General features: G+C 37.3%; 9 protein-coding genes. 5 read left to right on the top strand and 4 right to left on the bottom strand.

Going from position 1 to position 14,503, the window contains the following annotated elements:
- Positions 1 to 4 precede the first annotated feature (4 nt).
- The 4 genes from pgl to J7E57_RS12735 all read right to left on the bottom strand — a co-directional run bounded on the left by pgl (position 5) and on the right by J7E57_RS12735 (position 4,630).
- Positions 5 to 730 carry a 6-phosphogluconolactonase gene (gene pgl, locus J7E57_RS12750; protein ID WP_215128986.1) on the bottom strand — a complete coding sequence of 242 codons (726 nt, stop codon included), beginning with the start codon at positions 728 to 730 and terminating at the stop codon, positions 5 to 7.
- A gap of 96 nt (positions 731 to 826) precedes the next feature.
- Positions 827 to 2,341: a glucose-6-phosphate dehydrogenase gene (gene zwf, locus J7E57_RS12745; protein WP_215128984.1), complete on the bottom strand. Its 1,515-nt coding sequence runs from the start codon at positions 2,339 to 2,341 to the stop codon at positions 827 to 829.
- A 29-nt stretch (positions 2,342 to 2,370) separates the two neighbouring features.
- Positions 2,371 to 3,786 carry an NADP-dependent phosphogluconate dehydrogenase gene (gene gndA / locus J7E57_RS12740; RefSeq protein ID WP_215128981.1) on the bottom strand — a complete coding sequence of 472 codons (1,416 nt, stop codon included), beginning with the start codon at positions 3,784 to 3,786 and terminating at the stop codon, positions 2,371 to 2,373.
- Between the two features lie 88 nt (positions 3,787 to 3,874).
- The gene (locus J7E57_RS12735) at positions 3,875 to 4,630 is read right to left on the bottom strand and encodes an ROK family protein (protein ID WP_215128979.1); all 756 of its coding nucleotides are present in this window, start codon (positions 4,628 to 4,630) and stop codon (positions 3,875 to 3,877) included.
- A 163-nt stretch (positions 4,631 to 4,793) separates the two neighbouring features.
- Here J7E57_RS12735 and J7E57_RS12730 point away from each other — a divergent pair, with 163 nt between their 5' ends.
- The 5 genes from J7E57_RS12730 (at position 4,794) to J7E57_RS12710 (ending at position 14,455) form a co-directional block, all read left to right on the top strand.
- Positions 4,794 to 6,014 carry a sterol desaturase family protein gene (locus J7E57_RS12730; protein WP_215128977.1) on the top strand — a complete coding sequence of 407 codons (1,221 nt, stop codon included), beginning with the start codon at positions 4,794 to 4,796 and terminating at the stop codon, positions 6,012 to 6,014.
- Between the two features lie 502 nt (positions 6,015 to 6,516).
- Positions 6,517 to 9,828 carry a SusC/RagA family TonB-linked outer membrane protein gene (locus tag J7E57_RS12725; RefSeq protein WP_215128975.1) on the top strand — a complete coding sequence of 1,104 codons (3,312 nt, stop codon included), beginning with the start codon at positions 6,517 to 6,519 and terminating at the stop codon, positions 9,826 to 9,828.
- An 11-nt stretch (positions 9,829 to 9,839) separates the two neighbouring features.
- Positions 9,840 to 11,408, top strand: coding sequence for a SusD/RagB family nutrient-binding outer membrane lipoprotein (locus tag J7E57_RS12720; protein ID WP_215128973.1), 1,569 nt, complete (start codon positions 9,840 to 9,842; stop codon positions 11,406 to 11,408).
- A gap of 10 nt (positions 11,409 to 11,418) precedes the next feature.
- The gene (locus tag J7E57_RS12715) at positions 11,419 to 12,960 is read left to right on the top strand and encodes a DUF5689 domain-containing protein (protein WP_215128971.1); all 1,542 of its coding nucleotides are present in this window, start codon (positions 11,419 to 11,421) and stop codon (positions 12,958 to 12,960) included.
- 85 nt (positions 12,961 to 13,045) lie between these two features.
- A complete protein-coding gene (locus J7E57_RS12710) occupies positions 13,046 to 14,455 on the top strand; it encodes a calcineurin-like phosphoesterase C-terminal domain-containing protein (protein ID WP_215128969.1) in 1,410 nt (469 codons plus the stop codon).
- Positions 14,456 to 14,503 lie beyond the last annotated feature (48 nt).

Genomic DNA, 14,503 nt, shown 5'->3' with positions numbered 1-14,503 from the left:
ATCTTTAATCTTCTAGTAATTTTGTTGCAGCCTCATCGGTAAACCAGGTTAATTTTCCATCAATCGGATCAATTAACTGTGAAGGGTAAGTTGCAACATCTTTTTGCTCATCGCCAATAACATGTTTTAAAGCTTCGGCTTTATTCTCCCCAAAAACCAAAAATGCTACATTATCGGCTTTGTTGATTAACGGTGCTGTAAAACTGATGCGGTACGTATCCAATTTCTCTACATAAACTGAAGCCACATTTACTTCTTCATCTTTAACCAAAGTGGTGTGTGGGAAAATCGAAGCCGTATGTGCATCATCGCCCATACCCAAAAGGATTAAATCGAAAATTAGATCTTCACCGTTAAAGTGTTTATCGATTGCTTTTTTATATTCGATAGCTGCTTTTTCTGGAGCCAAAGTGGTATCAACGTAAAAAATATGGTCTGCTGCAATACCTAGTGGATCTAAAATGGTTTTTTTTGCCATTAGTCCGTTGTAGTTATCGTCGCTGGCAGGAACATTACGCTCATCGCCAAAGAAAAAATATACTTTTTCCCAATCAATTCTGTGCTGCCCTTCGGTAGCAAGAAAATGGTAAAGTGCTTTAGGAGAACTACCGCCTGTAAGTACGAAATTGAAACGGTCGTTTTCTTCGATAGACATTTCTGCAATTTTAATTACATAATCTGCCAGATCCTGATTCAGTTCTTCTAATGTTTTGTATATGAGTAGATTCATTTTGTAACTAATAAGGGCCGTCATGCTGAATTTATTTCAGCATCTATCTCGAACAAGACCCTGAAATAAATTCAGGGTGACGACCTGAGTAAAAATTTATTCCTTATTCTTCAATGGCAGGTTAAACCAGTGGAAACCATCTCTTGCAATAAGTGCTTCAGCTTCTTCTGGTCCCCAGCTATCGGCAGGGTAGTTAGGGAAGTTGATTGATTTTTTGCTTTCCCAAGTATTTAAAATCGGCATGACCAGTTCCCATGCCGTTTCTACCTGATCGCCGCGCATAAACAAGGTTTGGTCACCCATCATTGCATCCAATAATAAGGTTTCGTAAGCCTCAGGGGTATCACCCTCGTAAGTTCCTTTATAATCGAAAACCATATCAACAGGATTCAATACCATATCCAATCCAGGTCTTTTGGCCTGTACCTGCATACGGATACTCATTTCTGGCTGTATGCTGATTACTAACCTGTTTTGTTGCCAGTTTTCGGTTACACCTGATGAGAAAATCTGATGCGGAACATCTCTAAATTGAATGGTAATTAAAGATGAAGTTTGGTTTAAGCGTTTTCCAGTTCTTAAATAGAAAGGAATACCTTGCCATCTCCAGTTATCGATATGGAATTTAACAGCAGCAAAAGTTTCGGTATTAGAATGTGCATCAACACCTTTTTCCTGACGGTATCCAGGAACTTCCTTACCTTCAACCCAACCTTTACTATATTGACCCCGAACAGTATGAAAACGGATATCTTCAGCAGAAAAAGGACGCATTGCTCTTAAAACCTCCACCTTACGGTTCCTGATTTCATCGGCATCGAAATTAATTGGCGCTTCCATTCCAACCAAACAAAGCAATTGCAACAGGTGATTCTGAATCATATCTCTTAAAGCACCAGAACCTTCGTAATAACCTCCACGATCGCCCACGCCTAACTGCTCGGTTACCGAAATTTGAACGTGATCAATATAAGATCTGTTCCATAACGGCTCGAACAATGCATTGGCAAAACGGAAAGCCATCATGTTTTGTACGGTTTCTTTACCCAAATAATGATCGATGCGATAGATTTGCTTTTCGGTAAAAATGGTGCTCAATAATGTATTCAGCTCTTTTGCTGATTCTAAATCATGGCCGAAAGGTTTTTCGATAACGATACGGCTATTGTCTTCATCTTGCGTAAGTTTATATTTCTGCAAACATTCAGCAATAATCGGGAAGAAATTAGGTGCAACTGCCAGATAGAAAATTACCTGTGTTCCGACTCCAAATTCTTTTTGATATTTTTCTACAGTTGCTTTAAGGTTTTCGAAAGTTTTTGGCTGGGCAAAATCGGTAGGACAGTAACTCATCGTCTTTGCAAAATCGTCCCATTTCTCTTTTTTTACTTTTCCGCTGCGAGAAAACTGGTTTACAGCATCTTCTAAAGCAGCTTTGTAGCTATCGTCGGTAAATTCGGTTCTACCGGTACCAATAATGGCAAATTTATCTGGCATGTAACCCTCAATAAATAAATTATATAGGGCAGGTGCTAATTTTCTTTTGTTTAAATCACCTGTTCCACCAAATATTACAAAAATGGTAGGGTTTAATGCGGTTTTGGTTTTCATTTTATGTTCTTGTTCGTGAATCTAATAGGTTATGATAATTTATTCCAATCAGCATGGAAAACACCATCTTTATCGATACGCTCGAAGGTGTGTGCTCCAAAGAAATCTCTTTGTGCCTGGATTAAGTTAGAAGGCATTCTAGCTGTGGTAATGGTATCGAAATAGGTTAGGGTAGACGCAAATGCAGGGATACCCAAACCGGAATTGATACATGCACTAATTGTTTTGCGTGTACCAGATAAAGTACCTTTGATAATATTCTGGATACCGGCATCGCCAAATAAATGTTCTAAAGCGTTGTTTTTATCGTAAGCCTGATAAATATCTTCTAAAAATTTAGCCCTGATGATACAGCCACCGCGCCAGATTTTAGCAATTTCCTGTAACTGTAAATCGTATTGGTATTCTTTTGAAGCCTGAACCAGTAAATGCATACCCTGTGCATAAGCACTGATCATAGAGAAGTAAAATGCATCTTCCAGTTCATCAATAGTAACAGCAATTTTGGTGTCTTTTTTGCCAAAAGCCTCCTCTAAAGAAACCCTTAGTTTTTTGAATTTAGATAAATCACGGTTAGAAACAGCTTCGTTAATGGTTGGTACAGGTAATTGAAGTTCCATTGAAACCTCCGAAGTCCATTTTCCGGTGCCTTTTGAGCGTGCTTCATCTTTAATCTGATCTAAAAGATCGTTTTGTGTTTCCGTATCTTTAAAAAGAAAAATTTCGGCAGTAATTTCTAATAAGAATGATTGCAATCTACCTTCGTTCCATTTTTTGAAAACCTTATATATATCATCGTTTGAATAGCCTAAGCCATTTTTAAGAATGCCATAAACCTCAGCAATAAGCTCCATAATGGCATATTCGATTCCATTATGTACCATTTTAACAAAGTGGCCAGAAGCACCAGGGCCAATATAGGTTACGCATGGATCGGTTCCAACTTTTGCAGCTACTGCATCAAAAACATCTTTAACTACGTTATAAGCTTGTTTATCGCCACCTGGCATCATACTCGGACCAAAACGTGCACCTTCTTCACCACCAGAAATACCCATTCCGAAGAAATGTAAACCATCTTTTTCCAATTCGTCAACACGGCGATTGGTATCGGTAAAATGTGAGTTTCCACTATCGATAATAATATCGCCCTTGCTTAAAAGTGGTTTTAGTTCTGCAATAACGCTATCTACAATTGGTCCGGCTGGTACTAATAGGATTAATGTACGTGGTGTTTGTAAGCTAGAAATAAAGCTTTCAATATCATCAAATCCTTCTAAGTTGTGTTTCTTGCCTTCTTCTTCAAGTTTCGAGATCATTTTTCTGTCTTTATCGTAACCTGTTACGGAGAAGCCTTTATCAGCCATGTTTAATAATAAGTTCCGGCCCATTGTGCCTAAACCGATCATTCCCAATTTATATTTTTTCGAATCGTTATTTGCCATTTTTTATTTTTTATAATGCACCCAAAATTAGGATTTACAAATTAATATTGCAGCTATTGTTGTTAAAAGATTGTAATAAAGATTATTATTATTTAGGCTCAACTGTAAAGATGTTGTACTTGTCGGCCAGTTTCCAGAGTTTAGCACCACCTTTAATCCCGTCTCTGTTGGTTACAATTTTAATATTGCTTTCCAGTTTAAAGTCTATTTGTTTAGAATTGCCACCACCAATATATAAGGTATCATAATTGAAAACCGTTTTATAGATTTCGATTACTTTTTTGAGCCTTTTATTCCAGCGCTCAGATCCAATTTTTTCAAAAGCCTTATTTCCGATATAATCGTCATAGTCTTCTTCCTTGCTGATCGGGAAATGGGCAAGTTCTAAATGCGGTAGTAATTCTCCATCGAATAATAAAGCTGTTCCAAAACCTGTACCTACTGTGAAAACAATTTCAAAGCCTTTGCCCTCAACCACACCTAAGCCTTGTTGATCGGCATCATTTACCAAACGTACCGATTTACCTAACTCGTTAGCAACACGCTGAGCGAGATCAACATCTGCCCATTTGTTTTTTGCCAGGTTAGGGGCGGTTTTAACAATTCCGTTTTTAACATAACCTGGAAAACCGATCGACACGCGGTTGTAGCTAACAGGAAAAGGCTTAATCAACTCTATAATTCCAGAAACAATATCCTTTGGAGTAGCTTCTGGCGGTGTTTTGCTTTTTAAATATTCGGTAAGCATATTTCCACTTTCATCCAAGAGAACCGTTTTAATGCTTGTACCGCCTATATCAATAGATAATATATTGTTGTTTTCAGCTTTTTTATCCGTAGCCATAATTGTGTATTTATAATTTCGAAGTTCTACAAATAAATTAAAACAACAAACATTAAATGAAGATCGGAGTAATTTAGGTGTAATAATATATTCTATAAAATCTATGTATTTAATGGAATATATTTAAGTTTGTTCCGTTAAACTAAAAAAGACCACAAAAGTTATGACGGTAAACTACCTTGCATTTGCTATTCCAGCATTTTTTATTTTTGTATTTATTGAGTTTAGAATCGCCCGGCACCAAAAAAAAGCGAAAATATTTAAATATGAAAGTACGGTTGCAAATTTTAGTGTAGGTATTGCCGAAAGGTTATTGAACTTATTTATTGCGGCGAGTTTTTATCAGGTGTACGATTGGGTGTATTTAAATTATGCAATTTTTGATATTTCTACAAAGTGGTATGTGTGGATATTATTGCTTTTGTCGACAGATCTTGTTTGGTACTGGTACCATAGGCTAGGCCATGAAATTAATTTTTTGTGGGCTGCACATATCGTTCATCACCAGAGCGAAGAGTTTAATTTATCCGCGGCTGCGAGGATTACGACCATTCAAGCCATTTTCCGCAATGTGTTTTGGTGTATATTACCATTAATTGGTTTTCATCCCAATATGATTATTACCATACTTTTAGCTCATGGAGCTTATTCATTTTTTACGCATACACAATTAATCGGTAAGCTGGGCTGGCTGGAACATATATTCATCACGCCCTCTTTACATGGTGTTCATCATGCTTCTGACGAGAAATACCTGGATAAAAACTATGGTGACGTTTTTGTTTTCTGGGATAAACTATTTGGTACTTTCCAGGCGGAAGAAGAAGCACCGAAGTATGGGTTAACACATCCTATTAAAAGTTATAGTTTCCTATGGCAGCATTTTCATTATTATCTGGAAATAGGAGAGGCATATAGGCGTGCAAATGGATTTAAGGCTAAATGGAATGCCGTATTCGGGAGTCCAGCGTTGATGGATCAAAACATCCGGCCAATTTTAGAAGAACGTTACTTTCAGCATAAAAAACAGAACCATGCTAAGCCCAAGTTTAAAACCTATTTAAATATGCAGCTGATCGGGGTAGTTGCAATGCTTACAGGCGCTACTTTATTTTATAGTGCTTTAACACCATTCAATAAGGGTGCAATACTTATCTTTAGCTTGGTTACATTAATCAATATCGGAGCCCTTTTAGAGCAGAGAAGGTGGATTTATTATTTGGAATGTTTCAGGCTGATATTGATTTTTGGCTTCTTTTTCTACACTTTTAGTCTGCTGGAATTTTTAATTATCCCTGTGATTATTTTGATTGTGCTTGAGCGGACATTCTCTTTACGTAAACTTTACATGAAACATGTATTTAAGTATATAAAGCTAGGTTAATCGTGTTTCTTTATCTTTCGAATTTGATTTGCATATAAATGTTACAAGACAGTGTTTCGTTTTGTTGCTCTCTGTTTTTTAGCATAGTTGGGTTTGTAATAAAATTATTACGAGATATCGTTGTGTTAATATTCTTTTGCTTTTCGGCTCCTTATTCCTTTGCTAATTAAGGATAAGTCACTTATTTGTGATTTAGCTGTATAATTGATTAATCTACTTCTTTTACAATCATCCATATTCCTGTCTTTTTAAACATTCAATTAAGAAATATTTCGTATTGATTGATTTTATTGTTTTTAGTTTCGATTTGTTTTTATAATTTTATATAACGAAATATATAGTAAGTTAAATAAAATAAATCGCAACTTATTAGAGTTGTCTTTAATACGTTAATACTTGCTTAATATATTTTTAACATAAACAGGCTTACTTTGCCCGCAAATCCGGACAAAATAAATCGCACATATGAACCCTATTACTAACCGGATATACTATAATAATTATGATCAAAAATTTTACTCAACAGATTTCGTGGTATGAGTGCGTTCTGCATGTAAAGAGAAGCAATCCCGACAATCACAAAGAAAGTAAACCTTTTTTTAAAGGAAAGCTAAAACGCTTTAGCGTTTTGGTGTTCGCAGCCGTAATACAACTTATTTGCATTAATTACAGTTTTGCACAAACGGCAGTACAGAACGTTGTCATCAAGGGAACGGTTTTAGATGATGAGGATGGACAAACATTAATTGGGACCACCATAACCGATAAGAATAAAAAGTTTTTAGCCGTAACAAATGAGAAGGGAAATTATTCTATCACTGTTGCTAAGGGGGCAACGGTTTTATATAATATGGTAGGCTATAAAACCCTTTCCAAGGTTTTTAATACCAATGATAATAATGCTGTAGTGAGGTTACAATCTTCCACAAGCTCATTAAATGATGTTGTTGTAACGGCTTTGGGCATTAAACGTGAAGAAAAGGCCTTAGGTTATGCAACAACCAAGCTTGATAGTAACGAATTTACAAATGCAGTAGCCAGTAACTGGACGGACGCCTTATCAGGAAAAGTAGCAGGTTTAAATTTGATAAGAAACAGCGGACCTGCGGCTTCAAATAAAATTATTCTTCGTGGCGAAAATAACCTTACTGGTGATAACGAAGCGCTAATTGTGATAGACGGAGTTGTAGCAAGTAGTTCTACGAGAAGAACTGCAGCTTCATCTGGAGGTGTTTATGGAACATCGGGAGACATTATGCCACCAGATTTTGGTTCTGCACTAAACGATTTAAATCCCGATGATATTGAAAGTGTTACCGTACTGAAAGGACCAGGTGCATCAGCACTTTACGGTCAGCGTGGTGCGAATGGTGCAATCATCATTACCACCAAGTCAGGTAATAAATCAAGAAAAAAACTATCAATCACTTTTACATCTAATAGTACCTGGGAGAAAGTGAACAAAAGTCCTGAAATTCAAAGTGAATTCGGGCAAGGCCAATTTGGTGTAAATTATTTCTCTTACGGCGCTTCTGATGATGGTGCGAGTACAAACGCAACGAGTGCAAGTTGGGGAGCACCATTTAATCAAGGAACAAGCTTTTTTCAATACGATCCAGCTACTAAAACAAGAGGAACAACCAGAACGCCATGGGTAGCATACGGCAACCCTGTTGATGCATTTTTCCAAACTGGTTTTGAATCTTCAAACGCAGTGAGTTTAGACGGAACGTACAAAGGTGTAGCGATGAGATTCTCGGCTTCGCATGGTAACAATGAATGGATTGTTCCAAACACTGGCTTAGAGCGTACTTCGTTGTCTTACTCTGCTAATTCTGATGTGACGAAAAAGTTAAATATTCAATTTAAAGCCATTTATAATAATAGACATAGCGATAACCTACCAGCTACAGGATACGGTAATCAATCGTTAATGTATTGGTTTATGTTTGCGCAACCAAACGTAAATACAGATTGGTATAAAGATTACTGGGCTAACGGACGAGTGAATGAACAGTTTGTAAATATTACCACTACGAATCCGGAAAGTCCATATGCCATATCAGAGCAATATCTTAATAAACAACGCAGAAATGGATTATTAGGAAGCTTACAAGCTACTTATAAACTTACTAAGGAGTTGAGTTTATTGGTTCGCGGATCGGTAGATTATAACCATGATGTTCGCGATACACAACGCCCTTATGATGCTGCAGGTAATAAATTTGCTCAGGGATCTTATCGTCAACAAAATATTAATTCTTATGAGATTAATGCTGATTTCTTATTGAGATATAATAAAAAGATCTCGCCATCAATTCAAATGAATGCAACAGTGGGTGGTAGCCAAATGCGTAATGAATATAAAAAAGGTGAACTAAGAGCTGATGGATTAGTTATTCCAGGGATTTATAGCTTGACTAATAATGCAAATCCTTTAATATCAGTACCAGATACAGCGAGGTATAGAATTAACAGTTTTTATTCATTGTTATCATTCAGCTTTAAAAATTATTTATACTTAGATATTACCGGTCGCCAAGATTGGAACAGTACTTTGGCAACTCCATTTAGAACGGATAACGTGGGCTTCTTTTATCCATCGGCAAGTGCATCATTTGTACCATCAGATCTTTGGGAAATGCCAAAATTCATCAGCTTTTTTAAGTTACGAGCGTCAATTTCTCAAGTAGGTAGTGGTGGTACTACGCCATATCGCACAGCTTATAACTACAGTTTAGCCTCTAACGGAATTTATCCGGATAGCGCAATGACTAACCCAAGCATTTTGCCAAATCCAAACTTAAAGCCATTAAAAACTACAACAATTGAATTAGGTACAGAATTACGATTATTTAAAAATAGATTAAACTTTGATTTCGCTGCGTACTCAGGCAATACCAAAAATCAAATTTTAAGTAGAATTGTAGATCGTGCTACTGGTTATAATGTAGCTGTATTTAACGTAGGCGAAGTTCAAAACAAAGGTTTGGAGGTTTCCATCAGCGGAACACTATTGCAAACAAAGAAATTTAAATGGCAACTTAATGGAACGTTTACCGCAAATAGAAACAAGATTATAGAATTAGCAGATAGTTCGGTTGTTTTAAGAACCGGAGCACTAGGTGGCGGACAAATTGTTGCCAACGTTGGAGGTAGTATGGGCGATTTATATGGTAGGGGATTTGTTCGCTCTCCAGATGGTCAAATTGTATATGACGCTACAACTGGTAATGCAAAAACCGGCACAGATCTAATTTACTTAGGTAACACAACGCCAAAATTTAGATTCAGTTTTGGTACAACAATAACTTACGATCGTTTTACCGTTTCAGGATTGTTCGATGCTCAGTTGGGAGCCGTGGCACATTCATTAACATTCTCGAGGATGGCTGCGCTTGGTAAATTGGCTTTAACATTGCCAGGTCGTTATAATGGTGTGGTTGGCGATGGAGTGGTGCAAAACACAGATGGTACCTATCGTACTAATGATATTGTGGCTACCAATCTAGAGAATTTCTATACCTCAATATATGGATCTGATCAAGCAGAAGGAAGTATTTTCCGTACCGATTATTTAAAGTTTAGAGAGGCAAACATCACTTATTCTTTCGGACCAATGTTTCTTAGAAAAATTGGCTTCACCAAGCTTACCCTTGGTGCGTATGGTCGTAACCTGTTTATTTGGTCACCATGGCCGGCGTTCGATCCTGAGTTTGGTACCTTATCGGGAACAGACATTGTACAAGGTTTTGAAACCGGACAATTGCCATCAACCAGATCTTATGGTGTACGTTTAGTTGTAGGTCTTTAATTAAAAAGAAAATGAAAAATATTAAAAACATATCCAGTTACACATTATTATTTGTTATTAGCATTTCGTTTTTTTCTTGTAAGAAAAATTTTAATGAAGTTAATACAGATCCAATTGGAAAAAGCACAACAACAGCAAACCAACTATTGGCGCCAGCATTGGTAAATGTTTTAAGTGCCAACATGAGTAGAAATCGTAGTTTCAATAATGAGCTGATGCAGGTTACTGTAGATATTAATGATGGTGAGGGAAGAATATTTAGGTATGATGTAAGACGTAATGTTGCAGATCAAACCTGGAATGCGTGGTATCCTGAGCTAACTAATTTAAGAAACATCAGCACTATTGCGAGTCAGGCTGGTTCTATAAATAAGTCATATCAAGCAATTTCTAAAATCACTGAAGCTTGGGTATTTCAATTACTTACAGATGTTTACGGTGATGTGCCATACACGCAAGCAAACCAAGGTAAGGATGGGGTTTTGGAGCCAATTTTTGATAAACAAAAAGATATCTATCTAGATTTATTTAAAAAGTTAGAAGAAGCAAATACACTATTAAGTGAGGGAGCTACAATTATACCAACCGGCGACCCAGTATACCAAGGTGATGTAACTAAATGGCGTAGACTAGGCAATTCTTTATATTTAAGACTTTTAATGCGCATCGCAGGAAAATCAGAGGTAAGTGCCCAGGTAATAGCAAAGATCAAAGAAATGATTGATACTAATCCAGCCAAATACCCAATTATTCAGGACAATAGCCAAACAGCTAAAATTCTTTGGAACGGTACAAACAGCAGCACTGCAGTTTACTCATCACCTTTTATGGGTATTCGTGCTGTAGATTTTAGAACTCCAGCAATTACGAAGTTTTTTATGGATAACCTTACTACATGGGCCGATCCACGAATAGATACAAAATACGGAAGAAACAATATTGGCCGTTGGGGAATTGCGCAAGGTCCTGGAGGGTACATTGGTGTTCCTAGTGGTTACGCTGCTGGTAGTTCTGTAGTGAAACAAGCATATTTTTATTCTGATGCTCAGGTCACTAATGGGATTACACTTCAGACGGATGCTTTTACTGGTATTATTATGAATGCTGCTGAAGTCGATTTTATTTTAGCAGAAGCAGCAGCGAAAGGATGGATTAGTACAACTGGCGAAACCTATTATTACAAAGGGATAGGTGATGCGATTAATTATTGGTTGCCTACTTTATTTACAAATCCAAACGATCCATTAATAAAAACTTATGCAGTTACTGCAGATATCGATTGGGATAACACACTTCCTTTAGATAATGTAACGGCAGGTGCAGCAAGTAAAATGGAATTGATCCACTTGCAAAAATATTATGCAATGTTTTTGGTAGATTTTCAACAGTGGTTCGAGTATCGAAGAACTGGTCATCCATTTATACCAAAGGGTAATGGCTTAGAAAATGGCGGCAGAATGCCAGCAAGATTAAATTATCCGTTAATTACGCAATCTACAAACCCAACAAGTTACAAAAATGCAGTAGCCTCTCAAGGCACTGATGATATCAATACATTGGTTTGGTGGCAAAAACCTTAATATTCAGCTTATGAAAAAGACATTAAATTATACCCTTTTACTAGTAATAACGGCTTGCATTTTTACCGCATGTAAGAGAGAAGATGATTACATTAAAATTATGCCAAGTTCTTTTATCGCCAACTTCGATTTAAAAAAACTTTATAAAGGCGGAGACGTACAACTTACATCAGAATTAATGGCTGGTGCAACTTTGGTTAAAGGTGTTGTCATATCAGATTTTAGATCGGGAAATTCTCCAACAGGCTTATTAATTATGCAAAATAGTAGGTTGGCAGGTAATGGAATCGATTCATTAAGAGGTATGGCTTTTAATCTTGGTGCCGACGCGTCAAAATTTATTCCAGGCGATTCTATTCATGTTAAAGTTGAAGGAGGAACTTTAAAGCGTGTGAATGGTATTTTACAAATTACAGGTGTTCCATTTAACTCGATCACTAAAATAGCGAGTGGTAAAACACCAAAAATGCTAGTAGTTAATATAGCTGCAATGTTAGCTGCACCAAATACTTTCGAAAGTACACTTGTTACTATTGCTAATTCAATTTACGAACCAGAAATAGTGGCTGGAGCTACTTACAGTGGCGATAAAACTATAAACGACGGATACGGAAAAGCAACCATTCATACAGAAGCAACAGCTAATTTTGCTTCAAGAGCATTGTCGCCTACTGGAAACTTTACAGGAATTCCATTTATCATTCCAACAAATGGGGTTAATCAAATCCAACTTTGGATGCGTGAGGAAAATGATTTTGTTTTTGTACCACTACCTAAACTTTCACCAATAGTAATTTCAGGCTTTCTTGTTGATCCAAATGGAGGAGATGCTAATAATGAATATATCCAGTTTCTTGCTACACGAGATATTAATTTTGCTACCACGCCATTTTCGGTATATACGAGTAATAATGCCGGGGCTACTACATTTCCAACCGAAGGATGGAATACAGGAGGAGCAAGGACCTACAAGTTTAACCTTACCAGTGGAACGGTTAGCAAAGGTCAATATTTTTACGTTGGTGGTACACCAAAAAGAATTAATGGTTCTTCGAGTGTACTTTCTACAGATATTAGCAGTGCCAAATGGATAAGAAGTGTAGATTATTCTGTTGCTACAGGAGCTGTTGGTGCTGATGGTATTGGTGCGAAAACTGATAACTTGTTGGCTAATAGTGGTAATGTTGCTGGTATAGCAGTTTTTGAGGGGACAGCGGTTACAGTAACTTCAACTCCGTTAGATGTGATTTTTTATGGTGGAGCAAACGGGAACTTCTATTCGGCTGGCCCACCAGAGGTTGGTTATAGAATTACCATTAACGATTTTTATACCACATTTAATCCTTCAACCCGTGGATTGCAGTTGTTTTACGGCGCAGGAACCAACTCAACTCGTTTATCCTTCCCTGCTGCCACCAGTTTTGTGAAGTTGGGAGGAGTTTACGACGCTACATCTGGCAGATGGGTAAATGGAAGATCACTAACCAATGTTCCTTTAACGGTTACTTCACCATTAACAGCTATTGAGGGTGGTACATCCCTTGTAAATTAAATAAAAAATATTAAGAGGGCTAGTGAGAACTGGCCTTCTTAATATTGAAGAATTTAAATCCTATGATTTAATATCCTTAAAAATCATGAATAGAAGATCATTTATACAAAAATCAACCTTATTAACCACAACCTTATTTGTTAGTTTAAAATCCTTTCCATCTTCCTTATTCGCTGTTGATGGATTGGTAAGCGGAACGGTAACCAGCAAAGGTAAATCTGTTTCAGGAGTAGTGATTTCTGATGGATACAGTGTGGTGCAAACCGATAAAAGCGGTAACTATGAGATTAAACTTCACGAACTGGCCCGTTTTGTTTGGATAAGCACGCCTTCGGGTTACGAGTTTAAAACCGAAAGTAGCATTGCCCGCCATTATTATAAACCAGATACCGCAGGTAAATTAAATTTCGATCTTAAGCCACTAAAACAAAACGACAACAAACACAACTTTATCATTTGGGCAGATCCGCAGGTGAAGAATAAAAAAGATGTCGCGCAGATGATGGAAACCTCAGTTCCTGATACAAGAGAAGTGGTTAAAGGCATGGGGAAAACACCCGTTCATGGAATCGGTGTAGGTGATTTAGTTTGGGATAATTTTGATCTTTTTCCTGTATACGATGAGGCTATTGCCAAAATCGGGATCCCATTTTTTCAGGCATTAGGAAATCATGATCAGGATTACAGGCAAGGAGGTGATGATACCTCTGACCGGACTTTTCAAGCACATTATGGCCCAACTTATTACTCTTTTAACAGGGGTAAGGCTCATTACGTGGTTTTAGATGATGTACGTTATTTGGGGGTAGAAAGAACTTACGACGGGTACATCACCCCAACGCAGTTGGAATGGCTGGCCAAAGATCTTCAACTAGTACCTAAAGATGCATTACTGATTATCTGCCTGCATATTCCTGTACATAATGCTGTTAAAAATAACAATGATTTTTATGCCGTATTAAAAGATTTCAAAAACGTTCATATCATGTCGGGACATACACATTTTAATAAAAATGTAATCAAGAACGGCATTTACGAACATAACCATGGTACCGTTTGTGGTGGCTGGTGGACGGGCCCGATCTGCGAAGATGGCACGCCGCGTGGTTATGGCGTTTATGAAGTAGATGGAACCAATTTAAAATGGTATTACAAATCGACCGGGAGAGACCGTAAAGAGCAGCTTGATATTTATGTTGATACCTTAACCAATCAAAAAAGATTAATTGCCAATGTTTGGAATTATGACCCCGAATGGAAAGTTGAATATTTTTTGGATGGAAAACCAATGGGTGTATTGGCACAACAAGATGGTTATGATCCATTGGCAGTAAAGTTGTATAAAGGCGATAAGCTACCAAATCCGAGGCCATTTGTAGAGCCCCGCTCAACCGATCACTTGTTCTTGGCACATTTTGAACCATCGGTTAAAAAAGTAAAGGTTGTGGCCACCGACCGCTTCGGAGAAAAATTTGAGGCGGAAATTAATGCTTAACATCCTTATATCTGTTCCGTGCTGTCGGATCCTGTGCTGTCAGATGGT

This window comes from Pedobacter sp. ISL-64 (assembly GCF_018613605.1).
GTDB lineage: Bacteria > Bacteroidota > Bacteroidia > Sphingobacteriales > Sphingobacteriaceae > Pedobacter.
This window is presented reverse-complemented; position numbering and strand designations above follow the sequence as displayed.

Coding starts and splice junctions, on each gene's coding strand:
- zwf (WP_215128984.1), bottom strand. CDS start 2,341: ATGAAAACCAAAACCGCATTAAACCCTACCATTTTTGTAATATTTGGT.
- J7E57_RS12735 (WP_215128979.1), bottom strand. CDS start 4,630: ATGGCTACGGATAAAAAAGCTGAAAACAACAATATATTATCTATTGAT.
- J7E57_RS12725 (WP_215128975.1), top strand. CDS start 6,517: ATGATCAAAAATTTTACTCAACAGATTTCGTGGTATGAGTGCGTTCTG.
- pgl (WP_215128986.1), bottom strand. CDS start 730: ATGAATCTACTCATATACAAAACATTAGAAGAACTGAATCAGGATCTG.
- J7E57_RS12730 (WP_215128977.1), top strand. CDS start 4,794: ATGACGGTAAACTACCTTGCATTTGCTATTCCAGCATTTTTTATTTTT.
- J7E57_RS12715 (WP_215128971.1), top strand. CDS start 11,419: ATGAAAAAGACATTAAATTATACCCTTTTACTAGTAATAACGGCTTGC.
- J7E57_RS12710 (WP_215128969.1), top strand. CDS start 13,046: ATGAATAGAAGATCATTTATACAAAAATCAACCTTATTAACCACAACC.
- J7E57_RS12720 (WP_215128973.1), top strand. CDS start 9,840: ATGAAAAATATTAAAAACATATCCAGTTACACATTATTATTTGTTATT.
- gndA (WP_215128981.1), bottom strand. CDS start 3,786: ATGGCAAATAACGATTCGAAAAAATATAAATTGGGAATGATCGGTTTA.